At 37.9% G+C, this 24106-nt stretch carries 24 protein-coding genes; 15 read left to right on the forward strand and 9 right to left on the reverse strand.

Going from position 1 to position 24106, the window contains the following annotated elements:
- Positions 1–12 precede the first annotated feature (12 nt).
- On the forward strand, positions 13–399 hold the full coding sequence (locus tag BKM32_RS13365; protein ID WP_053975644.1) for a nucleoside triphosphate pyrophosphohydrolase family protein: 387 nt from the start codon (positions 13–15) through the stop codon (positions 397–399).
- A gap of 46 nt (positions 400–445) precedes the next feature.
- Here the strand turns inward: BKM32_RS13365 and BKM32_RS13370 are convergent, their stop codons facing one another.
- Entirely contained in the window at positions 446–1516 is a 1071-nt protein-coding gene (locus BKM32_RS13370) for a branched-chain amino acid aminotransferase (RefSeq protein WP_076664231.1), read from the reverse strand.
- A 114-nt stretch (positions 1517–1630) separates the two neighbouring features.
- Here BKM32_RS13370 and BKM32_RS13375 point away from each other — a divergent pair, with 114 nt between their 5' ends.
- The 4 genes from BKM32_RS13375 to BKM32_RS13390 all read left to right on the forward strand — a co-directional run bounded on the left by BKM32_RS13375 (position 1631) and on the right by BKM32_RS13390 (position 4288).
- Positions 1631–2134: a DUF4920 domain-containing protein gene (locus BKM32_RS13375; protein WP_076664232.1), complete on the forward strand. Its 504-nt coding sequence runs from the start codon at positions 1631–1633 to the stop codon at positions 2132–2134.
- A 1-nt stretch (position 2135) separates the two neighbouring features.
- Positions 2136–2573, forward strand: a complete 438-nt coding sequence (locus BKM32_RS13380; RefSeq protein ID WP_076664234.1) for a hypothetical protein — start codon at positions 2136–2138, stop codon at positions 2571–2573.
- Between the two features lie 4 nt (positions 2574–2577).
- A complete protein-coding gene (gene mnmD, locus BKM32_RS13385; protein WP_076664235.1) occupies positions 2578–3264 on the forward strand; it encodes a tRNA (5-methylaminomethyl-2-thiouridine)(34)-methyltransferase MnmD in 687 nt (228 codons plus the stop codon).
- A gap of 121 nt (positions 3265–3385) precedes the next feature.
- Positions 3386–4288, forward strand: coding sequence for a TIGR01777 family oxidoreductase (locus tag BKM32_RS13390; RefSeq protein WP_076664237.1), 903 nt, complete (start codon positions 3386–3388; stop codon positions 4286–4288).
- Positions 4289–4360: 72 nt separating this feature from the next.
- On the opposite strand, the gene pckA is transcribed toward BKM32_RS13390, so the two are convergent.
- Together pckA and BKM32_RS13400 are read right to left on the reverse strand one after the other, a co-directional pair.
- Positions 4361–5995 carry a phosphoenolpyruvate carboxykinase (ATP) gene (pckA, locus tag BKM32_RS13395; RefSeq protein ID WP_053975638.1) on the reverse strand — a complete coding sequence of 545 codons (1635 nt, stop codon included), beginning with the start codon at positions 5993–5995 and terminating at the stop codon, positions 4361–4363.
- A 79-nt stretch (positions 5996–6074) separates the two neighbouring features.
- Positions 6075–6863 (reverse strand): universal stress protein, encoded by a 789-nt coding sequence (locus BKM32_RS13400; RefSeq protein WP_076664238.1) that lies wholly within the window; start codon positions 6861–6863, stop codon positions 6075–6077.
- A 186-nt stretch (positions 6864–7049) separates the two neighbouring features.
- Between BKM32_RS13400 and BKM32_RS13405 the strand changes: the two genes are divergently transcribed.
- Positions 7050–8411, forward strand: coding sequence for a hypothetical protein (locus BKM32_RS13405; protein ID WP_076664240.1), 1362 nt, complete (start codon positions 7050–7052; stop codon positions 8409–8411).
- A gap of 68 nt (positions 8412–8479) precedes the next feature.
- On the opposite strand, the gene BKM32_RS13410 is transcribed toward BKM32_RS13405, so the two are convergent.
- Positions 8480–9154 (reverse strand): YceI family protein, encoded by a 675-nt coding sequence (locus BKM32_RS13410; RefSeq protein WP_076664241.1) that lies wholly within the window; start codon positions 9152–9154, stop codon positions 8480–8482.
- A 156-nt stretch (positions 9155–9310) separates the two neighbouring features.
- On the opposite strand from BKM32_RS13410, the gene BKM32_RS13415 reads away from it, so the two are divergent.
- The 6 genes from BKM32_RS13415 to BKM32_RS13440 all read left to right on the forward strand — a co-directional run bounded on the left by BKM32_RS13415 (position 9311) and on the right by BKM32_RS13440 (position 15665).
- Positions 9311–9862, forward strand: a complete 552-nt coding sequence (locus tag BKM32_RS13415; protein ID WP_053977018.1) for a nucleotide exchange factor GrpE — start codon at positions 9311–9313, stop codon at positions 9860–9862.
- Positions 9863–9871: 9 nt separating this feature from the next.
- Positions 9872–10996 carry a molecular chaperone DnaJ gene (dnaJ, locus tag BKM32_RS13420; protein WP_053975634.1) on the forward strand — a complete coding sequence of 375 codons (1125 nt, stop codon included), beginning with the start codon at positions 9872–9874 and terminating at the stop codon, positions 10994–10996.
- A gap of 353 nt (positions 10997–11349) precedes the next feature.
- Entirely contained in the window at positions 11350–12276 is a 927-nt protein-coding gene (locus BKM32_RS13425; protein WP_076664243.1) for an ABC transporter ATP-binding protein, read from the forward strand.
- 2 nt (positions 12277–12278) lie between these two features.
- Positions 12279–13592, forward strand: coding sequence for an ABC transporter permease (locus BKM32_RS13430; protein WP_076664244.1), 1314 nt, complete (start codon positions 12279–12281; stop codon positions 13590–13592).
- 3 nt (positions 13593–13595) lie between these two features.
- Positions 13596–14486, forward strand: coding sequence for a mechanosensitive ion channel family protein (locus BKM32_RS13435; RefSeq protein WP_076664246.1), 891 nt, complete (start codon positions 13596–13598; stop codon positions 14484–14486).
- Between the two features lie 15 nt (positions 14487–14501).
- Entirely contained in the window at positions 14502–15665 is a 1164-nt protein-coding gene (locus tag BKM32_RS13440) for a sigma-54 dependent transcriptional regulator (protein WP_076664247.1), read from the forward strand.
- Positions 15666–15736: 71 nt separating this feature from the next.
- Here the strand turns inward: BKM32_RS13440 and BKM32_RS13445 are convergent, their stop codons facing one another.
- Entirely contained in the window at positions 15737–16474 is a 738-nt protein-coding gene (locus tag BKM32_RS13445) for a hypothetical protein (protein ID WP_076664249.1), read from the reverse strand.
- A gap of 130 nt (positions 16475–16604) precedes the next feature.
- Between BKM32_RS13445 and BKM32_RS13450 the strand changes: the two genes are divergently transcribed.
- The 3 genes from BKM32_RS13450 (at position 16605) to BKM32_RS13460 (ending at position 19554) form a co-directional block, all read left to right on the forward strand.
- Positions 16605–17483: a PPK2 family polyphosphate kinase gene (locus tag BKM32_RS13450; protein WP_076664250.1), complete on the forward strand. Its 879-nt coding sequence runs from the start codon at positions 16605–16607 to the stop codon at positions 17481–17483.
- Positions 17484–17571: 88 nt separating this feature from the next.
- Complete coding sequence (locus BKM32_RS13455; RefSeq protein WP_076664252.1) at positions 17572–18975, forward strand: M20/M25/M40 family metallo-hydrolase; 1404 nt, start codon at positions 17572–17574, stop codon at positions 18973–18975.
- Between the two features lie 3 nt (positions 18976–18978).
- Entirely contained in the window at positions 18979–19554 is a 576-nt protein-coding gene (locus BKM32_RS13460) for a hypothetical protein (protein ID WP_076664253.1), read from the forward strand.
- A gap of 273 nt (positions 19555–19827) precedes the next feature.
- Here BKM32_RS13460 and BKM32_RS13465 read toward each other — a convergent pair whose 3' ends face one another.
- From BKM32_RS13465 to BKM32_RS13480, 4 genes are read right to left on the reverse strand one after another with little or no spacing between them, the layout of a single operon-like run.
- Positions 19828–20568: a DUF6090 family protein gene (locus BKM32_RS13465; RefSeq protein WP_076664255.1), complete on the reverse strand. Its 741-nt coding sequence runs from the start codon at positions 20566–20568 to the stop codon at positions 19828–19830.
- The gene (locus tag BKM32_RS13470; RefSeq protein WP_076664257.1) at positions 20565–21323 is read right to left on the reverse strand and encodes a DUF6090 family protein; all 759 of its coding nucleotides are present in this window, start codon (positions 21321–21323) and stop codon (positions 20565–20567) included. The genes BKM32_RS13465 and BKM32_RS13470 overlap by 4 nt, the downstream gene beginning before the upstream one ends.
- The gene (locus BKM32_RS13475) at positions 21320–22060 is read right to left on the reverse strand and encodes a DUF6090 family protein (RefSeq protein ID WP_076664259.1); all 741 of its coding nucleotides are present in this window, start codon (positions 22058–22060) and stop codon (positions 21320–21322) included. The genes BKM32_RS13470 and BKM32_RS13475 overlap by 4 nt, the downstream gene beginning before the upstream one ends.
- A 1-nt stretch (position 22061) precedes the next feature.
- The gene (locus BKM32_RS13480) at positions 22062–23912 is read right to left on the reverse strand and encodes a potassium channel family protein (protein ID WP_076664261.1); all 1851 of its coding nucleotides are present in this window, start codon (positions 23910–23912) and stop codon (positions 22062–22064) included.
- Between the last annotated feature and the right edge of the window lie 194 nt (positions 23913–24106).

Raw genomic sequence — 24106 nt, forward strand, 5'->3', positions numbered from 1 at the left:
AGGATTACTGCAATGAAAAAAAACATCGAGGCGGTTAAAGCCTTTCACACTGCATTCAAGATTGGTCATTTGGAAACCCCTAAAGCCGACCTAGGTCAAGATAAAAACCTGTTGCGTTATAAATTGATGCGAGAGGAAAATGAAGAATATTTAGAAGCCGCCAATAATGGGGATTTGGTAGAAGTGGCTGATGCCTTGGGAGACATGCTTTATATTTTATGTGGGACTATTATAGAACACGGATTGCAACATAAAATCGAGGCCGTATTCGAAGAAATCCAACGTAGCAATATGAGTAAATTGGGAGAAGATGGAGAACCCATTTACAGAGAGGATGGAAAGGTGTTGAAAGGCCCTAACTATTTTAAACCGGATATTGCAAGTATTCTAGAGGAATAAAAAAAAGAGAAGCCAAATGCTTCTCTTTTTTTATTGTGTTTGTTCATTATATCTTAACTCGCCATCCATAAGGATCTTCGGTTCTGTTATATTGAATATCTGTAATGCGTTTTTTCAAAATGGAAGCATAACTGTTTTCCAATTGAGGTAAATCGTAATCATTGTTTTTATAACCAAAAGATGCAATAGGAGAAATAACCGCAGCAGTTCCAGATCCAAACATTTCCATAAGGTCTCCATTTTTGGCAGCATCTACTACTTCATGAACAGAAAGTGGACGTACTTCTACATTAATACCTTCTGCCTTGGCAATTTCAATAATACTTTTTCTGGTAATTCCATCCAAAATACGATCGCTGGTTGGAGCCGTGATTAAAGTATCTTTTATTCTTATAAAAATATTCATGGCACCTGCTTCTTCAATAAATTCATGGGTGCTGTCATCGGTCCAAATAACCTGGTTGTATCCTTTTTCAATAGCTAATTGGGTAGGGTAGAATTGTCCAGCATAGTTACCACCCGCCTTGGCGTATCCAACTCCACCATTGGCAGATCGCGAATAGATTTGCTCAATCAGTACGCTTACCTTACCAGAGAAATAAGGCCCAGAAGGCGCTGTTGCAATGATAAATTTGTATTCATTGGCAGGAGATGCATGAAAACCTTCTCCCGAAGCAAAAATAAATGGACGAATGTACAACGAACCTTGGTCAGCTTTAGGAATCCATTGCTCATCTACTTCCAATAAAGCCTTAAGTCCTTCCATAAAATAGTTTTCAGGCACTTCTGGAATAGCCAATCGTTTAGCTGAAATATTTAAGCGTTTGCAATTGTCTAGTGGACGAAATAAAAACGTGTCGTTATTGGTATCTTTATAAGCTTTCATCCCTTCGAAAACAGATTGTCCATAGTGGAAAATCTTAGCCGAAGGCGCCATACTAATATTTTGGTAAGGCATCACTTTAGGAGTTTCCCAAGCACCGTTTTTATAATCACAAACCAACATGTGGTCTGAAAATACTTTTCCAAAAGCCAAATTGTCAAAGTCAATCTCATTTATCTTGCTGTCTTGACATTTGGTAATTTCTATATCTTGAATGTGTGTTGTATTCTGCATCGTAGTGTTTTTAGTGTGCTTACAAAACTATGAAATTTATAGGGAATTGAAATCATTAAATTGTCTAATAAAAGGAGTATCTTAGTAGCCAGATTCATAAACATTCTAAATTCTATGAAAACATTTTTCTCCATATTTACCGTGGCTTTGTTGTTGGTGTCCTGTAAAAATGAATCCAAGGATTTGGCAAATCAAGAAGCTAAAAAAGAAATAGCTTATGTGTCTTTTGGAAATCCTACAGAGGCCAATAATGCCATTGCAGCATCAGATTTAGCCAGTTTGTATGAATCCATAAGCGCAGGCGACAGTTTGTCAACTAAGGTTGTTGCCAAAGTTGATGAAGTATGCCAGGCCAAAGGATGTTGGATGAAGTTGGATTTAGGAGATGAGAAACAAGTGATGGTAAAGTTTAGAGATTATGGATTTTTTGTGCCAAAAAATATAGCCGGAAAAGAAGTCATTATCAATGGAATGGCATATGTATCTGAAACTTCTGTCGCCGAATTACGTCACTATGCACAAGATGCAGGAGAAAGTGACGAGGATATCGCTAAAATAACCGATCCTGAGCGTACGTATGCGTTTTTGGCGGATGGCGTTTTGCTAAAGGAAGAATAGCATGAGGCGTATTGCAATATTGCTTTTGTTAGCTGTTTTTTGCAGTTGTGGCCAACAGCCAAAGGAGGCTATGGTAGAAACTGAAGTGCCTGTCAAATATGATATGTATGTGCCTTCGGAAATGGCCAACCTTATGAATGAGATGTATAATTACAAGGCTGAATTAAAGCAAGATATCCTTTCAGGAACAATGCCAACGGAATTTCCTAATCAGTTTTTAAAGATTCATTCGGCAGAACTTTCCGATTTTAAAGACCGCACCGAAGCTTTTGAGGCGATGTCCAAAGCCTTTATTGAAGCAGAGCAACGTTTATACGATTCTACTTCTACCCAGTCTTTGGAAACTCGTTTCAATGCAACCGTGAATCTCTGTATTTCTTGCCACAACATGGGGTGTACAGGACCAATTCCTAGAATTCAAAAACTGTTGATTAACTAATTTAGTGAAGCGTAAAATTATTACTACCGGAGATGGTTCCAAGACCATCCAAATTGAAGATTGGGATGAACAGTACCATTCTAAACACGGTGCCATTCAAGAGGCGCAGCATGTGTTTATTAAACACGGTCTTCAGTATAAGGTTGAAAATTTTTCAGGTTCCCAATCGGAACCGCTTAGTATTTTGGAAATAGGCTTCGGAACTGGGTTGAATGCGTTTTTAACTTTATTAGAGGCCGAGAAATTGAATTGTTCCATCAATTATGTTGGAGTGGAGGCTTTTCCCGTTAAGCCTGAAGAACTTCAATTATTAAATTACCCAGAACAACTTTCAAAAGAAGATCGAACGCCTCAATTTGAAGCTTTGCACAAGGTCGATTGGCTGACAGCTCACGAAATAACTTCTTTGTTTACACTTCAAAAACAACAAAAGGAATTCAAGGATATTGATGAGGTTAATTGCTTTGATCTCATCTATTTTGATGCTTTTGGAGCCAGAGTGCAACCAGAATTGTGGACTGAAGACATTTTTAAAATTATGTATGAAGCCTTAAGACCAAATGGCGTTTTGGTGACCTATTCGGCAAAGGGTAGTGTGCGTCGAGCCATGTTGGCCGTAGGGTTTAAAGTCGATAAACTTCCTGGACCTCCTGGCAAGCGTGAAATGTTACGGGCCTACAAACCTGAATAAATTTTTTGGTGTTACTTTCCTATGTGTTACAAATCATTTGTTTGTAAGAAATCTTTGTTAAACCTAAATTAAAAGAGGTTTGAATACCAGCGGCATTTCCTAACTTTATAAAAAAGGCAATATGACAGTTTTAATTACAGGCGCTACAGGACTTGTGGGGAAGGCAATTGTTGCTCAGTGTGCCAAAAAGGACATTGCAGTACATTTTTTGACGACTTCCAAGAACAAGGTCGAAAATCAAGCTCATTATAAAGGATTTTATTGGAACCCCGCAAAGGGAGAGATTGATATTGCTTGTTTTGAAGGTGTCGATGCCATTATCAATTTGGCGGGAGCATCAATTTCCAAACGTTGGACTAGCAGTTACAAAAAGACCATTTTGGAAAGCCGAATTTCTTCTTTAAATCTATTGCGAGAGTGTATTTCTGAAAATAATTTTACCATCAAACACCTTATCAGTGCCAGTGCGATTGGGATTTACCCTGATTCCCTTACCCGATATTATGACGAAGATGTGAAGGAAGTATCTCCTTCTTTTTTAGGAACGGTGACAGAGCAATGGGAAGCCGCAGCCGATGCCTTTTCAGAATTGGGAATGGAGGTTGCCAAAATTAGAATTGGTTTGGTTTTGGATCATAAAGAAGGAGCACTACCAAAATTGGTGCAACCTGTTCGCTATGGAATGGGTGCTACCTTTGGTGATGGCAGTCAATGGCAATCTTGGATTCATGTAAAGGATTTAGCCAGGTTGTTTCTTTTTGTATTAATCAATAAAGAATCTGGTATTTTTAATGGTGTAGCACCTAATCCTGTAACCAATAAGGAAATGCTTCACATTATCGCCAAAGATTTACATAAGCCTTTAATCATGCCGAATATTCCTAAAAGTTTTATGAAATTGGCCCTAGGCGATATGCATCAACTGTTATTTGAGAGCCAATTGGTAGGCAGTAAAAAAGTAGAAGCCCTGGGGTTTTCATTTAAATACCCTAAACTGGAGATGGCTTTAAGGGATTTGTTATAATTCTCTGCCCATAAAATCAAAAAAGGTTGTCCGTTACAGACAACCTTTTTCAAGTTAAACAATCAAATAAACTTAAAAAGTATCACCTAAAGTGTGATGAGTATCAATTAGTGGTCCTCCTTGAATAATCTCTTCGGAAGCTTGGTTAGCGAACTTATCGAAGTTAATATGGAAGGAATGCGCTAATTGAATAGATTTACTGATATACACGCCTTTTTGTAGCCAAGTATTGATTGGATCCAAAATTTCGGTTGGCACACCTGGGCAATATTCTGGCATGAACAATCCGAAGATTGGGTGTGGTTTGAAAGGTACATTTTCCAATTCACCTTTCAAGATAGCTGAAATCATGGCACGTGTATATTTTAGTTTTATTCTGGAACCAACACCGTAAGGGCCGCCGCTCCATCCTGTGTTGATCAACCAAACATTTACACCGGCTTCTTGCATTTTGTCGCTCAACATTTCTGCATATACAGCTGGGTGTAATGGCATAAATGGTTCACCAAAACAAGCAGAGAAGGATGGTACCGGCTCAGTAATTCCTGCTTCTGTTCCCGCAACTTTTGCAGTGTAACCAGAAATGAAGTGGTATGCAGCCTGTCCAGGAGTTAATTTGGATACAGGAGGCAATACACCAAAGGCATCACAGGTTAAGAAAAAGATGTTTTTAGGGTTGGTTGCATATGACGGCTGTTGAATGTTGTCAATATGATCTATTGGGTAGCTCACACGAGTGTTTTGTGTAATGGAGCTATCTGCAAAATCTACTTCTTTAGTACCTGGTTTAAAGACAATGTTTTCCAACAAGGCACCTGGACGAATTGCTCTAAAGATGTCTGGTTCTTTTTCTTCGGTAAGGTCAATTACTTTAGCGTAGCAACCTCCTTCAAAGTTGAAAATGATATTTTCTTTGGTCCATCCGTGTTCATCGTCTCCAATTAATTTTCTATCAGGATCGGCAGATAGCGTTGTTTTTCCTGTTCCGGAAAGTCCAAAGAATATGGCAGTGTCTCCATCTTCTCCAACATTGGCAGAACAGTGCATTGGCAATACGTCTTTTTCAATAGGTAGAATAAGGTTTAGGGCAGAGAAAATTCCTTTTTTCATTTCCCCTGTATAGGCAGATCCTCCAACCAAGGCAATTTTCTTGGTGAAATTCAAAATCGAGAAGTTACCGTCAAGCAAACCTACTTCTTTTGGATTTGGAGCCGAATATCCAGGAGCACACACTACCAACCATTCTTCTTCAAAATTTTCAAGCTCCTCCTCGTTAAAACGAAGGAACATGTTTTTTACAAAGTAGTTGGACCATGGGTATTCTGTAATGGTTCTTACGTTCATTTGGTATTCTGGGTGAGCACATACATAGCCATCACGCACGTACACGTCTTTTCCAGAAAGGTAATTGGTCACTTCGTCATATAGAGCGTCAAATTGTTCCGGCTCAATAGGCTTATTGATTCGTCCCCACCATACTTTATCTTTGGTGTAGGCATCTTTTACCAAAAAGCGATCTTTTGGAGATCTTCCGGTAAACTTACCTGTGTTTACACAAAGTGTTCCATTTTCGGTTTCCGTTCCCATTCCCTGTTCAAGAGTAATTCTCTGAAGTTCTTCAGGAGCTAGGTTCCAGTGAGCTGTAACATCTTTTAAACCATATTGGCTTAAATCCAGTGTTTGGTCTTGATTTACTACTGCTTCCATGACTTTTTTACGTTTTAGGTTAATTTTGTTTGTTAAATGTTTTTGAAATGGCCATACCCTTGGGTATGATTTTGAATTATTATAGATCGATAGCCAATAAAGGAACTTTTGATTGTTGGCTAAGAGCCTTGGTTAATTTCCCTTCAGATGCTATGGATTGTATTGCATGGTTTTTGGACAAAATGGCGATGAGGTCAATATTGTTATGGTCTACATAGGAAAAGATGCCGTCCACAATGTTTTCATCTTCTATAAAAGCATGGTGGGAATAGAAGTTTTCCAGATAGTAGATAATGGCATTCTCGTTGTTTTCATCGTTTTCCGAATATCCAAAATGTTCCTCATCTTTATTGACAACGGTCAAAACATCCACAGAGGCGTTGAAGCGTCTTGCCACATCCAAGAGGACTTCAAATATTTTTTTATTGTGAATTTCCTCTTTATCAATAATAAGTGATATCTTTTTAGGTGTAATTTTTTTGTAGCCGTCAGGAATCACAATTACAGGGCTCTTAGATACCAAGACAAATTCGGAAGTTTTGGTCTGTAAGTTGCAGTCGGTTCCTTTAGGGCAGGTCCCCATAATTACCAAATCGATAGGGTTTGTATGTTCAATATCTAACAAAGCATCTATCATTTTGCCTTTTACTACTATAGGTGTTATGGGATGTTTAAGGTTTTTGCCGAACAGCTTAACGATATCATTTAGCTTTGTCTCTAGTTCAGCAGTTTGTTCGTTCTCCACCACATGGGCAAGTATAATTTTTGCCTTTGGATTGTTTTCCACAAAATGGGTTGCATATTTCAGAGCATTTTGAGCAACCTCGGAAAAATCGAACGGGACTAAAATTGTTGAAATAGTTTTCATGATTCTTGGAATTTGATATTTCAAATGTAGATTCAAATAGCCTCAAAAACTATGAGAAATATCATAAAAAAAGAACATTTTATGATTTAGTTTCGTGCAGTTTTCGTTTTGAAACACAGGGTCTTGTCTGGAAAAAGTATTTCAAACGATTTCGTAAAAACTTCAAAATTATAAAGCATCATTACTGTGAAATTTCTTACAGAAACCTCGTCGGGATCTCTTCAAAAAATTGGTTTAAGATTAACCGTGCTATTATTTATTGTCTTGGCAAATTTGGAAATTTTTGCCCAAGGAAAACCAACTCCTTTAGAATGGACTTTGGCAGAGTCTCCCAATGTGCAATTGAAATTTGCTGCCTCGGCCCAAACTTGGCTGCGCTATACACAATGGAATCCTGGAAGTACAGTGGAGAATGGAGACCTTAGTTCCTATAGTATAGATATGTCATTACGTCGTTACCGAATAGGAACGAGTTGGAAGGTTGGGGAGCGCTTTAAGTTTTATGCACTTATTGGGCAGAACAACTATAATAATATGAGTGAAGGTTGGCCGGATCCTGAATTTTTGGATTTATATGGCTCTTTTAAGGTTGTTGATCAACTCCATATTGCAATGGGGAAATCTACTTGGGACGGGCTTTCGCGTTATACGGCTCCTTCCACAACGGAAATGCTTGCCTTGGATTTGCCTTTAATGGCACAACCAACCCTGAATAGAACAGATGACATTACCCGTAATCTAGGTTGTTTTCTGTTTGGGGATTTGCAGCGCTTTAATTACAGGATTGGGGTCATCATTCCTTATGATCATACTCATACCGGAGCTGCAGTTCCAAAATTGGTTGAAGGAACTGCCGACTTTTCATATGACGATTTACAGTTGCAGTATACGGGATATGTTAAGTATGATTTTCTTGAGCAGGAATCGGTGTTGGGGCCTAATTTTAAGGGAACCTATTTGGGGAAGAAGCATATTTTGGCTTTGGGTGCAGGAGCTAAATTTCAGCAAGAAGCTATGGCTTCCCTTAAGAATGGTATCATACACTACCACGACTTAAATTTATGGTCGGTAGACTTATTTTATGAGGAGCCTGTGAGTCTTTCTTTTGCCAAAGCGTTAACGGGATATGTGGCCTATTATAATTATGATATGGGTCCTGATTATTTGCGAATGTTAGGCGTTAACAATCCTGCTTTTGGAAGTTTGGGTGATATTGTAGAAATTAATGGAAAAGGAAATGGATTTCCTGCAGTTGGAACTGGTAGTGCGGTTTATTACCAAACGGGGTTTATGTTAGGGAATAAGGAAAGTAAGAGATTATGGGATAATCTACAGTTGTATACTGCTGGCCAGTGGGGGCAATACGAAGCCTTGGACGAGGCGGCCTTTTGTTATCGATTTGGACTTAATTGGTATGTGGATGGACAGCGAATGAAGTTTACCTTAGATGGGCAAAACCGCCCTGTATTTTCAGAGGTGGATGGTAATACATTTCAGTCGGACAATAAATGGATGGCTGTTATGCAGTTTCAATACCTTTTAAACTAGTGTACCTATATTTATTAAAAAAGGCCGTTCAATTTGAACGGCCTTTTTTAAGATTCCAAAACTTTGGATTAAGCTTTTGTAGCTTTCAATACAAACTTTAATTGGATTTCGTCATTGATGAAGTTGTCTCCTAAATCATCAAAAATTGACTTAGAGCGGAAGTTGATTTCCCATTGGGTTCTGTCAATTGTAAAAGTGTCACTCATAATAGAAATAGTTTCACCTTCATTAGTTACCGAAATAGGGAAAGTAATATTTTGCTTGATACCTTTTATAGTAAGGTTTCCAGATATAAGACTTTTGTTTTCAGTAGTAGGTTGGGATCCCGTTATTTCAAATGCTGCTGTTGGGAATTTAGTGATATCAAAGAAGTCACCTTCTTTTCCTTCAACAGTACCTTTTAAGTGAGCTTCCAGTTTATCCTTCATGTCCCCAGGCTCCATATCCATGTCTACAAGAGATCTCATGTCAATTAAAAATGAACCACTTACCAACTCAGTTCCATTGGCTTTGAATACTCCTTTTTCCAATTTTACAGTTCCGTGATGTGAACCTGTTGGTTTAAAACCTTTCCAGTAAATAGTAGACTCTGTAGAGTCGATAACAAATTTTTCAGTAACCGTAGTACTTTCAGCAACTGGTTCCGCTTCTGTAGTTGTAGCCTTCTTACCTTTGTCTTGACAGCTAACAACCGCCATGGTTAAAGCCAGTACCGTAAATACGTTAAAAATTCTTTTTTTCATGGTAATTAGTGTTTTTAATGAATTGTTAAGCAACAAAAATATAAAATGTTCCAGAAGATAGCATTTAGGGTGAAAATTATTTGGTGACATTTTGACATTTTAATAATAATGGCAGTACTTTTGCCAACTGTTATTGAAGTTAAAAATAGGTTTAGCATGAGTAAAAAAGAACAGAACGAACAACCCATAGAAGACCAACAGGTAGAGCAGCCTGTGGCAGAAGATACACAAGCAGAAGGAACTCCAGAAGCAGAAGTATCTATTGAAGACAAACTTAATGAAGACTTGGCCAAGGAAAAGGACAAGTTTATGCGCTTGTTTGCAGAGTTTGAAAATTACAAAAGGCGAACCTCTAAGGAGCGCGTAGAATTGTTTAAAACGGCAAGTGAGGATGTCATGAAAGCGATGTTGCCTGTATTGGACGATTTTGATAGAGCCTATTCAGAAATTTCCAAAAGCGATGCGGAAGATTTGTTGAAAGGTGTGGAATTGATCAGACAAAAATTGAAATCGACCTTGCAACAAAAAGGCTTGAGTGAGATTGAGGTTGCAGCAGGAGATGCTTTTAATGCCGACGATCATGAGGCTGTGACACAAATTCCGGCACCAAACGAAGATTTAAAAGGGAAAATTATCGATGTTATCGAAAAAGGTTATAAACTGGGCGATAAAGTAATTCGTTTCCCAAAAGTAGTAATAGGACAATAAACTGAATACATGGCAAAGACTGATTATTACGAGATTTTAGAGGTAGAGAGAACGGCTACTGCAGCAGAAATTAAAAAATCATACCGAAAACTGGCATTGAAGTATCACCCTGATAAAAATCCAGGTGACCACGAAGCGGAGGCTAAGTTTAAGGAAGCGGCAGAAGCTTATGAAGTATTGAGTAACCCAGACAAGCGTGCACGTTACGACCAATTTGGTCACCAAGCCTTTGATGGCAGTGGCGGATTTGGCGGAGGTGGCATGAACATGGATGACATCTTCAGTCAGTTTGGCGACATTTTTGGCGGTGCTTTTGGTGGCGGTGGCTTCTCAGGATTTGGCGGAGGATTTGGCGGTGGCCAAAGACGTGTTAAGGGAAGTAACCTGCGCATTAGGGTAACCTTGACCTTAGAAGAAGTAGCCAATGGGGTTGAGAAAAAAATCAAAGTAAAGCGTAAAGTTCAAGCGCCAGGAACTACCTATAAAACTTGTGGTACTTGTAACGGTACCGGGCAGGTAACCAGAATAACCAATACTATTTTAGGACGTATGCAAACGGCTTCGCCTTGTACGGCTTGTGGTGGTGCAGGACAGACTATCGACCAAAAACCATCTGATGCTGATGCACAAGGTATGAAGGTTGTAGAGGAAACTGTATCTGTGAAAATCCCAGCAGGTGTGGTAGATGGTATGCAGCTTAAAGTAACCGGAAAAGGGAACGATGCACCTGGTAATGGTATTGCTGGAGATTTATTGGTAGCTATTCAAGAGGAAGATCATCCAACCCTAAAAAGAGAAGGTGATAACCTGCACTATGATTTGTATGTAAGTATGCCAGACGCGGTTTTGGGTAATACTACAGAAATAGATACCGTAACAGGAAAAGTTAGGATTAAAATTGAAGCAGGGGTACAATCTGGTAAGATTTTGCGCTTAAGAGGCAAGGGAATTCCAAGTATTAACGGTTACGGAACTGGAGATTTATTGGTTCACGTGAATGTTTGGACACCAAAAACCTTGAACAAACAACAGCGTGAATTCTTCGAAAAGATGAGAAATGACGACCATTTTTCACCAAAGCCGGAGAGTGGAGATAAATCTTTTTTTGAAAAAGTAAAAGATATGTTTTCTTAATAATCTGTTAATTTGATAAAAAACACTATATTTGATTGTCACTAATTAAATATTAGTGGTAATTTTTCTTTTTCATAGCAATTTTTTCCCATCCTTAATTCTTTTAAGGGTGGGTTTTGTTTTTTATGCAAGTGGCTTTTTTATGGCATTTGTTCAATTAGGCCTCTTCTTTTTCTAAAGTCCATTCAATGTTTGAATTTTCTTTCTAAAATTTTTTGTGCCCTCATATATTTTGACAGTAAATTCATGTTTTTTTCAGGATTGGGAAGGCGAGTTTTTTTGCCATTTTAGATGTTCTTGGTATACATTTAATATCTTTACAGCTCAAACAACATATTAGCAGAAATCAATCTATGGACAATTTATTAGTGGCTGAGGCTGTTTCCAAAAAGTTTGGGGACTTTAAAGCACTAAATGACGTTTCAATAGCCGTTCCCAAGGGAAGTATTTTTGGACTTTTGGGACCTAACGGTGCAGGAAAGACCACTTTAATCCGAATCATCAATCAAATTACCATGCCCGATACTGGTCGGGTGATGCTTGACGGTAAGGCGTTACATCAAGAGCATATCAAGGACATTGGCTATTTGCCGGAAGAGCGAGGCCTGTACAAATCGATGAAGGTAGGAGAGCAGGCGCTTTACTTGGCCCAGTTGAAAGGGATGAGTAAGGCAGAAGCCAAGCAACGCTTGAAATATTGGTTCGATAAATTGGAAATAGGTGATTGGTGGAATAAAAAAATCCAAGAGCTAAGTAAGGGGCAGGCCCAAAAAATCCAATTTGTGGTAACGGTACTGCACCGTCCAAAGTTGTTGATTTTTGACGAGCCTTTTTCAGGTTTCGACCCTATTAATGCCAATTTGATCAAAGACGAAATCCTTCAGTTACGGGACGAAGGTGCTACGGTTATTTTTTCTACTCACCGTATGGAATCCGTCGAGGAATTGTGCGACCATATTGCCTTGATCAACAAATCCAATAAAATTTTGGATGGTAAGTTGACAGATATCCAACGGCAGTACAAAACCAATACATTTGAAGTAGGTTTACAAACAGCAGATGTGGATGGGGTGACAAGAGCCATTCGTGATAGGTTTGAAGTGCTGCCGGCAACCTTTAAAAATCTAAATGACGATTTAAAGTTGAATGTCAAGCTTAATGGGAGCGCTACTTCTAACGATTTGTTGACCTTTTTGACCTCAAAGGCAGAAGTACATCATTTTGTGGAAGTGATTCCAAGTGCAAGTGATATTTTTATTGAAACCGTGAAAAATAATTAAGCATGAACCATTTACCTCTTATCATAAAACGAGAATATTTGACGAAAGTCAAAAATAAATCGTTCATCATCATGACGGTCCTTAGCCCGTTAATCATGATAGCTCTTATTGCGGTAGTCGCTTATTTAACCCAACTGAACAATAATAAAAAACGCAGTATTTCGGTGTTGGATCAAACAGGCCTGTTGGAAGAGGTGTTCCAAAATACCGATAATACAACCTATAATTATTTAAGCAATACCTCTTTGGAAGAAGCTAAGGTTTTGGTCAAAGCGCAGGAAGATTATGGATTGCTATATATTCCAAAACAGGTAGATTCTACTTCGGTTTCCAAGGGGATTATTTTTTATTCTGAGGAATCTCCTTCGTTAACGGTCATGTCTAGTTTGGAAAGTAAATTGGAGAAAAAAATGACCGATTTACAATTGGAAAATAGAGGGGTGGATATTGATATGATTAATTCTTCAAGAATTAGTATCGACATAGCACAAGAAACATTTTCCGGAGAAACGACCTCCAAGATTGACAATGTTCTAAAATTGGCTTTTGGCGGTATGGCCGGATATTTGCTGTTTATGTTCATTATTATTTATGGGAATATGATCATGCGAAGCGTTATTGAAGAAAAGACCAGTAGAATTATTGAAGTCATTATTTCTTCCGTAAAGCCTATCCAATTGATGATGGGGAAAATTATTGGTACTTCCTTAGCAGGGATTACTCAATTTATCATCTGGATTATTTTGGGAGGGGTGCTTATGAGTGTGGTGTCTGCTATTTTCGGGATCAGTATCATGGATATGCATACCCCGCAGCAGGAAATTATGCAACAGGCTGTACAATCGCCAGAATTTGAATCCAAGTTGAAGTTGGGATTTATGGCGTTTCAAAATTTACCGATTGCCAATCTAATTGTGGCTTTTATGTTCTTTTTTGTGGGAGGTTATTTGTTATATAGTTCCCTTTATGCGGCCATTGGTGCTGCGGTGGACAACGAAACCGATACGCAACAATTTATGATGCCTATCTTGATGCCGCTTATTTTGGCAGTATATGTTGGGGTATTCACAGTTATAGAAGATCCACATGGAACGGTATCTACGGTATTCTCATTTATTCCATTCACTTCACCAGTAGTAATGCTTATGAGAATTCCGTTTGGAGTTCCTATTTGGCAGCAATTATTATCTTTAGCATTATTGATAGGTACTTTTGTGTTTACAGTTTGGTTTGCTGCCAAAATTTATCGCGTAGGTATCTTGATGTACGGCAAGAAGCCAAGTTATAAAGAGTTATATAAGTGGTTAAAATACTAAGGTATGCAAGATCCTATTGACAAAATTGAAACTATTGTTACAGAAAGTAGTGTTTGGGATACCATCACAAGTTTTTTGGGAAAGGTGATTTATGCCAATGAAGACAGTAGTATAAAAATCACCATAGGATTGATCTTATTGGTGTTTATCATCTATGGGATTACTTCTGTAGTGTTGACTTTTCTCAAAAAATTAGTGTCCAAACGCATGCCCGAAGAAAATAGGGTGAAGTTTGATACGGTCTTTTCATTCTCTAGATGGCTCATTTATCTTATCGTGCTCCTTGTAGTATTCGATTCGGTTGGAGTGAATGTCACAGCGATCTTTGCGGCATCTGCAGCCTTATTGATTGGTGTTGGTTTGGCCTTGCAGACCTTGTTTCAGGATATCATCTCCGGAATCTTCATTTTGGTAGATCAAACCGTATCTGTTAACGATATTATTGAAATTGAAGGTAAAGTAGGGCGTGTGGAAGAAATTAAATTAAGAACCACCCGTGCCGTTACCGCCGATAATAAGGTATTGGTAATTCCTAATCATTTATATCTTACCAATAGTTTGTATAACTGGACGCAAAATGGCACTACAACCAGGGAAAGCGTTCAGGTGGGCGTAGCCTATGGAAGTGATGTGCAATTGGTGAAAAAATTGTTATTGGAAGCGGCTAGCTCACACCCACAGGTATTGCCAGATCCTGAGCCAGCGGTACAGTTTATCAATTTTGGAGATAGTTCGTTGGACTTTAAATTGATCTTTACCCTTAACGATAGTTTTAAAGCTGCCTTTCCAAAGAGTGATATTCGTTTTGAAATAGATCGTTTGTTTAGGGAGAACAACATTTCTATCCCATTCCCTCAAAGGGACATTCATATTATAGAACCCAAAAAACAATAACCGAAACAAAATACTATGCCAAAAATATTAGTCATTGAAGACGAAGCCGCCATTAGAAGAGTTTTGGTGAAAATCCTTTCCGAAGAAAATGATACCTATGTTGTGGAAGAAGCCGAAGATGGCTTGGCCGGAGTTGAAAAGGTAAAACAGGACGATTACGATTTGATTCTTTGTGATATCAAAATGCCAAAGATGGATGGTGTGGAAGTTTTGGAAGCAGTCAAAAAATTGAAACCAGAAATTCCAATGGTGATGATTTCCGGTCACGGCGATTTGGATACGGCCGTAAACACCATGCGCCTTGGAGCTTTCGACTATATTTCCAAGCCGCCAGATTTAAACCGTTTGCTAAATACGGTTAGGATTGCTTTGGATAGACAGGAATTGGTGGTGCAAAATAAACTGCTGAAAAAGAAAGTCAGCAGGAATTATGAAATGGTGGGTGAAAGTGGTGCTATTGAGCAAATCAAGGACATGATTGAAAAAGTAGCCCCTACAGATGCACGTGTACTTATCACTGGGCCTAATGGAACAGGAAAGGAATTGGTGGCACATTGGTTGCATGAAAAGAGTGAACGTTCTAAAGGACCGTTAATTGAGGTGAATTGTGCTGCAATTCCGTCGGAGTTGATAGAGAGTGAATTGTTCGGACATATCAAAGGAGCCTTTACCAGTGCGGTAAAAGACAGGGCCGGTAAGTTTGAAGCTGCTAATGCCGGAACCATTTTCTTGGATGAAATTGGAGACATGAGTTTGTCTGCTCAGGCAAAAGTTTTAAGGGCGCTACAGGAGAATAAAATACAACGTGTGGGAAGCGATAAGGACATTAAAGTAGATGTTCGTGTAGTAGCTGCGACCAATAAGGATTTAAAAAAGGAAATTGACGAGGGAAGATTCCGAGAAGATCTTTACCACCGTTTGGCGGTGATTCTTATCAAAGTCCCTTCTTTAAATGACAGACGTGACGATATCCCATTATTGATAGACTTTTTTGCTAAAAAAATCGCATCTGAACAAGGAACAGGGGTAAAGTCCTTTTCAGATAATGCTGTAAAATTGTTGCAGCATTATGACTGGACTGGGAATATCCGTGAATTACGAAATGTAGTGGAGCGTTTGATTATTTTGGGAGGTAAGGAAGTGAGTGAGGACGATGTAAAGCTCTTTGCTGCCAAATAAAAGAACAGACTATTTAGATAAAAAAAGAGCAACCATTTGGTTGCTCTTTTTTTATAAGTTATCCTGTAAAATTACATCTTACAAGAGTTTAAGCGTTCTAGATAGGTATTGGTAATAGCGGCCATAGTATTAATGTAGAAAGATCTAATTTCTTCTAAGGACTTATCCATCAATTCGGTTTTGTTTTCTGCAAAATTAATGTTCTCTGATTGGCAGCCACAAGAGGATAAAACTTTGTTGTAGGATTTAATGTTTTCAGTAATAGAAGATCCAGCTTCGCTAATCAACAGTTCCTTTTTAATGGCTATTTCCTTTTGTTGCTGCTCCACAAGTCTTTGTTTGATTTCTTCTTGCTTGCGTTGTAATTCCAATTGTTGTTGTTCCAATTCAAACTGTGCGCTTTCCAAATCGGCTAGGTCTTGATTACCGGAAGTACCAGTTCCTTTGGTACACATGTCTAACTCTGTGATGGTTTCCTGTGCAATTTCTTTGGCTTTTTTCACATAATATCTTCCGTCCTCAAAGGTCTCTGCCGAAGCCACTTTAGCTAATAACTCGGCACCATCATAGGCTTTGTTATAGGCGGTTTTGCAACCTCCGCAATTTTCCAAGGTTGTTTTAACACGCTCAAAAGCTTCCAAAGAACGTTTGGAATATTGCTTCAGGTGGGTTAAATTGTTAGAGTCGTAGGCCGTCTTCACGTGAGAGTAGGCATACACGGCATCTGGTTGTGCGTCCGAGCATAAGGATTGCCCAAATGTTACGGCATTGGTTAATAAGACTAATGAGAAAATGTAGATTTTTTTCATAGTGATTTGGGTTTAATAATTTAAGTAGGCTCGATAAAAGTAACAAAAAATCGGTAAAGCGTATGTTTTTTTTAGTGAAATCATAATTTTCCTATATTTAAGTAGAAGTAAGACCATATATATCAAGTTGATGAAAAATATAAAAATTGACCATTTTAAAGCCTCAGGACCTGTAGTTTTGGAAGAACACAAAACTATTTACGATTTAAATGCTTCCGAAGATAAGATTGAAAAGGAGTTGGAAGAGGTGCGTGTTACTTTGGGAAAACTGCAGGATACCATGTATGCTCATGGCAAATATGCCGTTTTGGTATGTATTCAGGGCATGGATACCGCTGGGAAGGACAGTATGATCAGGGAAGTGTTCAAGGATTTTAATACTCGTGGAATCGTGGTGCACAGTTTTAAAACACCCACACCACTTGAATTGAAGCACGATTATCTATGGCGTCATTACCTAAGGCTTCCCGCTCGAGGAAAATTCGGAATTTTCAACCGTACGCATTATGAAAATGTTTTGGTAACCCGTGTACATCCGCAATATGTTTTGGGTGAAAATTTGCCAAATGTTACCTCGTTGGAAGATATCGATGAAACGTTTTGGGAGAGACGCTTTAAGGAAATCAACAATTTTGAACAGCATATTGCAGATAATGGTACCATTGTATTTAAGTTTTTTCTGCACCTTTCCAAAAGTGAGCAAAAAGATAGGTTGTTACGTCGTTTGGAAAAAAAAGAGAAGAATTGGAAGTTTTCTCCAGGCGATCTTAAGGAGCGTGAATTGTGGGATGCCTATCAACATTGTTATGAGGATGCCATAAACAACACCAGCAAACCACATGCGCCATGGTATATCATCCCTGCCGATGATAAGGCAACTGCTAGATATATTGTGGCTAGAGTTTTGTTGGATACCTTGCAAACCTATCATGATATTGAGGAACCGGAGTTGGATGATGAAATCAAGGCTCATTTGGAATCTTACAAACAACAATTAGAGAATGAGTAACTCCATTTAATACCATTATTAATTTTAAGGTTTCTTTTAGAAGTTGCCTAATAAGAACTATTATCTTTAGAGCCCAAAATTATTTTTTATGAAGCACATCATCGCCCTAGTGGTTGTTTTGTTTTCTTTTCAAATACAAGCCCAAGAAGATGCCGAAGTCATCAAAAACATTTACACTACATCTTTAACCAATGGCAAGAGCTACGAATGGCTGGACTATCTGTCCAATCAAATTGGTGGACGCTTATCAGGTTCCTTGAATGCCGAACGCGCGGTAGAATATACTAAAGAAGAATTGGAGCAATTAGGTTTAGATAAAGTATGGTTGCAACCTGTTATGGTGCCAAGATGGGTAAGAGGCGCTCCTGAATTTGCTTATGTAGAAACCTCTCCGGGAATTACAACCAATGTAAATATTTGTGCTTTGGGAGGCTCTATTGCAACTCCAAATGGGGGCTTGAAGGCTGAAGTTGTGGAGGTAAAGGGTATTGATGAATTGAAAGAGTTGGGAAGTGAAAAAATCAAAGGGAAGATTGTGTTTTTCAATCGCCCAATGCAAGCCGATTTGATAAATACATTCCAAGCTTATGGAGGCTGTGTAGACCAACGTTATTCAGGGGCAAAGGAAGCTGCTAAGTATGGAGCTTTGGGCGTTATCGTACGTTCTGTGAACTTGCGCTTGGACGATTTTCCACATACGGGAGCTATGAGTTATGGTGATTTGCCAAATGACCAACGCATTCCTTCGGCGGCCATTAGTACCAATGATGCCGAAATTTTAAGCTCTATGTTAGCTTTAAATAGTAAGCTGAAATTCTATTTCAGTCAGCATTGTAAGCAATTAAAGGATGTACAATCCTATAATGTGATTGGAGAAATTAGGGGAAGTGAATTCCCTGATGAATATATTGTGGTTGGAGGTCATTTGGATTCTTGGGATTTGGGAGACGGTTCACATGATGATGGAGCAGGTGTAGTGCAGTCAATGGATGTATTGCGTTTGTTGAAGGAGAGTGGAATCCATCCTAAGAGAAGTATTAGAGTGGTGTTGTTTATGAATGAAGAGAATGGCATGCGCGGCGGAAAAAAATACGCCGAAGTTGCCAAGGCCAACGGCGAGCATCATGTATTTGCTTTGGAAAGTGATTCGGGAGGATTTACGCCAAGAGGTTTTTCATTTGATTGTAGTGATGCTGTGTTTAATAAAGTACAGCAATGGCAGGCCTTGTTCAAGCCCTACTTAATTCACTATTTTGAAAAAGGAGGTAGTGGCGCAGATATTGGTCCGTTGAAAGGTGGTGATATGGTGTTGGCTGGGTTGCACCCGGACTCACAGCGTTATTTTGACCATCACCATGCATCCAACGATACCTTCGAGCATGTTAACAAACGAGAATTGGAACTAGGAGCTGCTACGATGACGGCTCTAGTATATTTATTTGACAAGTATGGGACAGGAACCATCTCGGATATTTCAGAATTAAACGATTAGTACATGAAGATAGTTTTAACAGGAGGGATGCTATTGATGGCGTCCCTTATTTTTGCCCAAAAGGATATGGACACGACACTACCTTATTATGAAATACCTCAAGCATCCGAAATCTATACGGCAGGAACTGTGGCGGCTAGAATGGTAGATGGATTGGGATTTCGGTATTATTGGGCAACCGAAGGTTTAACCGAAACCGATTTGGCATATAGCCCAAGCTCTGAAGTGCGTTCTACAGGTGAGACTATTGACCATATTTTGAACTTGAGTTATGTGGTTTTGGATGCAACTCTAAAACAACCCAATACAAAGCGGGATTTTTCCAATTCAAGTTTTGAAGAAAAGCGCAAACAAACCCTCTTGAACCTCAAGCAAACTGCGGATATATTACGTGCAAGTAACGATTTGTCTGATTATAAAATCGTGTTTGGAGAGCGTGAATTTCCATTTTGGAATGCCATTAACGGTCCTTTAGCAGATGCCATTTGGCATGCTGGGCAGATAGCTTCTTTTAGAAGGAGTTCAGGGAATCCTATCAATTCTAACATTAGTCAATTCAACGGAACGGTAAAACAATAAATCCTTTTATATATCTAAAATAAAGTTCAAAGGGAACGGAATATTTCCGAAAGGATATAGTGTTTTCTATTTGGAAGTGTCCTTGTCTGTTTCTTTTTTGAGTTCCTGATATTTGGTATAAAGTCTAATTCCCAAACGGGCAAAAAGGAGTACTGCAAATAAAACAACAATATTAAAATTGTCCATGTGCTATTAATTATATTACAAAGTTACTGTTTTGTGTAAGGGGTTATGGTCTCTTTATGTTGAATTTAACTTTTGAAAATGAATGTTTTAGGCGGGTTCTGTGAGTTTCAAAATCTTAGAAATTAAAGTTTTGGTAGTTTTGAAAAACTCCACTTGTTGCCTTAAAATATATAATTTATCATCAATATAGTTTTCAAATTGAAACTCCTTTAAAAGGATTTGGTTGCCTTGGTGGATGTTTGATGGCGGATAGGTGAAATACTTCCCGAGATGGTCAATATTTCTAAGCGACCCATGCTGCTTGATGTAATGAATCAGTGCGATATTGGTGTTTTCTGTTTGGGTTTGTATTTCCTGTAATTCGGCAAAAGAGCGGGACCATTCAAACAATAAGCGTTTTAAATCTTCATTACCCAATTTAGAGAGTCCTCCAGAATTTTTGAGCTCGTTAAGTACAAAATCACTAGGCTTCCAAGTAGGGCTATTTAGGGATTGGGAAAGCAAACTGTCTAATTGATGAGACGTATATGGGAGATCTTCCGTTCGGAATAGTTCGAAGACCTTTTCCATGGAATTGATGGTTTCCTGAAGTTCCACATTAATGTTATCAAGGTCTTTCAGGTTTTCTTCAAATTCTGAATGGAGATTGTCAAGAATTTTATTTTCGGAACGTTTTTCAAGTCTGTTGACGTTCCAATTGTTGATTTGTAAGGCTATCAAAATTCCAATCACCACCAAGACAATTTCTCCCAAGGCATATTTTAGGTAGTTGGAGATTTTGCCTTCAGAAAGAAGTTTTTTACGGATGTTTCTAAAGAATTTAATCATGGTTTATCAATTTCTTTCTCGAGGAGTTCGATGAGCAGTTGGATTTCATTGGATAATTGTATTCTAAAACGATAGACACTTGAGGTAAGTTCAAGTTTTATGCCTATCAAATTCCTTATTCTTGGTTCTGTCATGATAGCTTCAAAATCGATTGGCGGACCAGTTTCAATTGTGAAGTTGGGATGTTCCGATTTTAAAAGCTGCAAAAAGTTAAGGTTGTTGACAACAATTTCATCTATTCTTAGTTGGTGCACTGTTATGCGATCGTCCAATAAATTGTTAAGGTTGTTGATGCTGCGTTCCAGATTGGTAAAATGACTACGGATAGTTTTGTTTCTGATGAGGTCTGTTTTCCCTGAAGATTTAATTTCTTCATAGGTATTTATGACAGGGACATCAATTTCAAAACTCCAAAAAATATTATGATATAGGGCATTTGGGTTTTCTGTGTTAAAGAATGCGGCACGGGTTTGCTGGTTTCCCAAAGCTGCTTCCATTTCGTCTATCGCCAACTTTTCTTTGATTATGGATTCTTCTGATTGTTTTTTGGCTGCTTTTAAATCTTCCAATAAACTGCTTAGGATTTGCTGTTCTTCAATTTGCAGCTTTCTGTTTTCATTCCAATTATTGATTTGAAGCGCTATCAAAATACCAATCACCACCAGAACGATTTCTCCAATGGCATAACGCATGTATTTGGAAGCCTTATTTTCTGCAGCTAGTTGGTAGCGAATTTTGGAAAAGAGGTGCATCATTTGCTGTGGAGGTTTAGTTCGGTTTTGATGAGTGCCTTGGTTGCTTCGTTTAGTTTGGAAATTATTTCTACCCGAGTTCTTAAGGCATAGGCATAGGTTAATTCGGAATTCGCCAGTCGTAAAAACTCTTCAGATTTAAGAGCCTCAAGAATATGCGGGATCTCTTTAGGGACTGTTTTAAAAGTTCCTTCGCTATCAAAAGGGAAGTAGGAATTCATAAATGTGGCGTATTCTGTTTGCAGGTTTCCTAGATACCGTTTAGTATGTTCTGAGAATTGATAATAAAAAAGCAAATGTTGTTTGAGATTTTCATTCTTCAATAGAAGGAGATTTCCTGTACTTATAATGTCATCATAGGTGCTTTTGGATTCTACCATGGTTCCTCTACTGCCAACCCCTCCATATCCCATTTTATTGATGAAGTCTAGAGTGTCTTTTATAGGTGTTTGATGAAGTACATGATCTCTGGCCATGAGCAGTACTTCTATTTTTTTAGGAGAGGAATTTGAGAAATAGGTTAAACTAATGGAATCGCTTTTAAGGTCTAGTAAAAAGTTCTCTAAATATTGTTTTTCAAGAAGTCTGTCTTTCCTGTAGGAATTCCAATTATTTATTTGAAGTGCAATTAAAATTCCAATCACCACCAACACAATTTCCCCAATGGCATAGCGCATGTAGGCGGCTGCTTTGTTTTGTGCGGCTAGTTGTTTGCGGATGGAACTGAAGAAGGTGTACATGCTAGTTGAGTAATTGAGATATAAGTGAAACACTGAAAATGGTCAACATAAACCACCCAATAAACCCTTGTAAGATAGCAAGGTAACGAGGGAAGCCTTTTATGGGTATTTCTCCAAAACCAAGGGTGGTAAAGGTGTTAATGGAGAGCATTAAAGCATTTAGTATTTTGATGAAAAGATCATATAAACTGGCAACCAAAAAAGCGCCTATCAATAAAATAGATTTCCAGAACCGTTTTTTTAAAGGTAGATCTTGCCATGTACCTTTCATGATATCGAATTTGCTTAAAATTGAGGCGTGTAAATTGGTTCTTGCAATGGTCCATTTGTAAAGGGGTAAGCCGGTCTTAATGAAAAATTTTGGAACTTGCGGGCTAGCTTGAATTAATAAGTTTTTAAAAGCTTCATATTCCATTAAATCGGGTTGTTTATCTTCCAAGTACACTTCATGTATTCCCGCGTCTTTTTTCATATATTTTATAAAAAAGGTAAAACGGTCCATGATGCGTTTTCTGCCATGAGAATCCCAACTGTTTGGAAAAAATAGATAGATAATCGCAAAGAAAATAATGACATACAGTGAAAAGATGATGGCTTTGGATGGTTTGGTGCCGTAATTGGAAAACACTTTTAGAAATTGGTTGACTTTCCAAGTAAAGAAGGTATCGAACGATGGATTTGATTTGAATAAATATTCTAATCGTTTGGTCTCAAAATCTTTTAAATCTATAAAGACCTGATTAGCGCGTACCATATCGAAATTTTCCCGGTAATGTCTATAGAGAATCCCTTTTAATGCGGCTTCTCCGGTATACACTTGAGCATTTTCAAAACGAATGATGTTTTTATAAACTCCTTGAAATGAATCTGTGTCAGTTTTAAAAAATTCTTCGTCTGGAAGTAAATTTCTATAGTTTTCAAATGCGGTTAGGGAAAAATAATTAGATTTAAATTGATTCAATTCTATTGCATCTGAAGGGTTTAGGTTGCCGATGTTTAATCTCACTGTTGTTTTAAAAATATTATTTTTGAAATTCAATTGAGAATGGTTGCTTTCAAAGCGTAAGTCTGTTCTTGCCTCGTTGAAATTATTATTGGAAATTTCAATGAATTCTGATGCACTTATAGAAAAATCTATGTCACCTTCACCCATAAATTGATTTTTAAAAAACATTAAGCCATCAATGTTTTTTAGATTTATATAGATTCTATTTCTGTTACCTGAATTTAGTCTGTCTTTATGGGTTGTAATGTTATTTAGAAAGATGTCATAGTTTAGGTCTACATCCTTGTTATCACAAAGATTGACTAGAATTAATCTTTTATTAAAAAAATTGTTGCCAATAGAAATCCTTAGTTGTAATTTTTTGGAAGAAATAAGATCTTTAGATAAATTATTAACTTCATTATTGTTAAGAAGGAACCTTTCTTCAAATTGACAGTTATAAAGATGAATACCTGTACATTTTAGGAGGGATACCCTCTTTTTGAAATGTACGTTTTCTATGGCGCCTTTTAAATAAAACAAAAAAAACGATTTTGAGGAATCTGGTATTCTTTGGAGTTCAGTTATAAAATGAACATTTTCTAAACTAACTTCTTTATCAATAACTTTTCGATTTGAAGGATTGATCGGTTCAGGAGGTTCTCCAAAAGGGGTTTTTAAAATAAGGGTAGAATCAGTTTCTGAATTGAACTTGATTAATGCATCCTTAAGCCTAAAAATACTGTCCTTTTCATTATCTATAAGCCTAAAAAAATCAGAAAGAGAATACTCCTTTAGCAGTGCCTCCTGAGATAAACTAGACCAAGAAACCAAAAGAAAAAGAACGAGGCTGGTCAATGTTTTCATATCAGGTAAAGGATTTGAAAGGAGATTATAAAAGGAAATTTATAATGGAGAGAAAATAGCGAGAGAGAAACGAGAAGGAGCCAGGATGAAAAAGGAAGTTTGTAATAGGCAGTTGTCAATAGGACATAAGGATTTTGTGGCCAGTAACTCAAGTAGGGAGATTTCCAAATGTCAAGGCTTATGAAATATATGGA

It is taken from the genome of Mangrovimonas sp. DI 80 (assembly GCF_001975575.1).
Classification (GTDB): Bacteria; Bacteroidota; Bacteroidia; order Flavobacteriales; family Flavobacteriaceae; genus Mangrovimonas_A; species Mangrovimonas_A xylaniphaga.

Excerpts from the sequence above, each read along its gene's own strand:
- BKM32_RS13365 (WP_053975644.1), top strand. The coding sequence starts at position 13 with ATGAAAAAAAACATCGAGGCGGTTAAAGCCTTTCACACTGCATTCAAG.
- BKM32_RS13370 (WP_076664231.1), bottom strand. The coding sequence starts at position 1,516 with ATGCAGAATACAACACACATTCAAGATATAGAAATTACCAAATGTCAA.
- BKM32_RS13375 (WP_076664232.1), top strand. The coding sequence starts at position 1,631 with ATGAAAACATTTTTCTCCATATTTACCGTGGCTTTGTTGTTGGTGTCC.
- BKM32_RS13380 (WP_076664234.1), top strand. The coding sequence starts at position 2,136 with ATGAGGCGTATTGCAATATTGCTTTTGTTAGCTGTTTTTTGCAGTTGT.
- BKM32_RS13390 (WP_076664237.1), top strand. The coding sequence starts at position 3,386 with ATGACAGTTTTAATTACAGGCGCTACAGGACTTGTGGGGAAGGCAATT.
- pckA (WP_053975638.1), bottom strand. The coding sequence starts at position 5,995 with ATGGAAGCAGTAGTAAATCAAGACCAAACACTGGATTTAAGCCAATAT.
- BKM32_RS13400 (WP_076664238.1), bottom strand. The coding sequence starts at position 6,863 with ATGAAAACTATTTCAACAATTTTAGTCCCGTTCGATTTTTCCGAGGTT.
- BKM32_RS13410 (WP_076664241.1), bottom strand. The coding sequence starts at position 9,154 with ATGAAAAAAAGAATTTTTAACGTATTTACGGTACTGGCTTTAACCATG.
- BKM32_RS13415 (WP_053977018.1), top strand. The coding sequence starts at position 9,311 with ATGAGTAAAAAAGAACAGAACGAACAACCCATAGAAGACCAACAGGTA.
- dnaJ (WP_053975634.1), top strand. The coding sequence starts at position 9,872 with ATGGCAAAGACTGATTATTACGAGATTTTAGAGGTAGAGAGAACGGCT.
- BKM32_RS13425 (WP_076664243.1), top strand. The coding sequence starts at position 11,350 with ATGGACAATTTATTAGTGGCTGAGGCTGTTTCCAAAAAGTTTGGGGAC.
- BKM32_RS13430 (WP_076664244.1), top strand. The coding sequence starts at position 12,279 with ATGAACCATTTACCTCTTATCATAAAACGAGAATATTTGACGAAAGTC.
- BKM32_RS13435 (WP_076664246.1), top strand. The coding sequence starts at position 13,596 with ATGCAAGATCCTATTGACAAAATTGAAACTATTGTTACAGAAAGTAGT.
- BKM32_RS13440 (WP_076664247.1), top strand. The coding sequence starts at position 14,502 with ATGCCAAAAATATTAGTCATTGAAGACGAAGCCGCCATTAGAAGAGTT.
- BKM32_RS13445 (WP_076664249.1), bottom strand. The coding sequence starts at position 16,474 with ATGAAAAAAATCTACATTTTCTCATTAGTCTTATTAACCAATGCCGTA.
- BKM32_RS13450 (WP_076664250.1), top strand. The coding sequence starts at position 16,605 with ATGAAAAATATAAAAATTGACCATTTTAAAGCCTCAGGACCTGTAGTT.
- BKM32_RS13455 (WP_076664252.1), top strand. The coding sequence starts at position 17,572 with ATGAAGCACATCATCGCCCTAGTGGTTGTTTTGTTTTCTTTTCAAATA.
- BKM32_RS13460 (WP_076664253.1), top strand. The coding sequence starts at position 18,979 with ATGAAGATAGTTTTAACAGGAGGGATGCTATTGATGGCGTCCCTTATT.
- BKM32_RS13465 (WP_076664255.1), bottom strand. The coding sequence starts at position 20,568 with ATGATTAAATTCTTTAGAAACATCCGTAAAAAACTTCTTTCTGAAGGC.
- BKM32_RS13470 (WP_076664257.1), bottom strand. The coding sequence starts at position 21,323 with ATGATGCACCTCTTTTCCAAAATTCGCTACCAACTAGCTGCAGAAAAT.
- BKM32_RS13475 (WP_076664259.1), bottom strand. The coding sequence starts at position 22,060 with ATGTACACCTTCTTCAGTTCCATCCGCAAACAACTAGCCGCACAAAAC.
- BKM32_RS13480 (WP_076664261.1), bottom strand. The coding sequence starts at position 23,912 with ATGAAAACATTGACCAGCCTCGTTCTTTTTCTTTTGGTTTCTTGGTCT.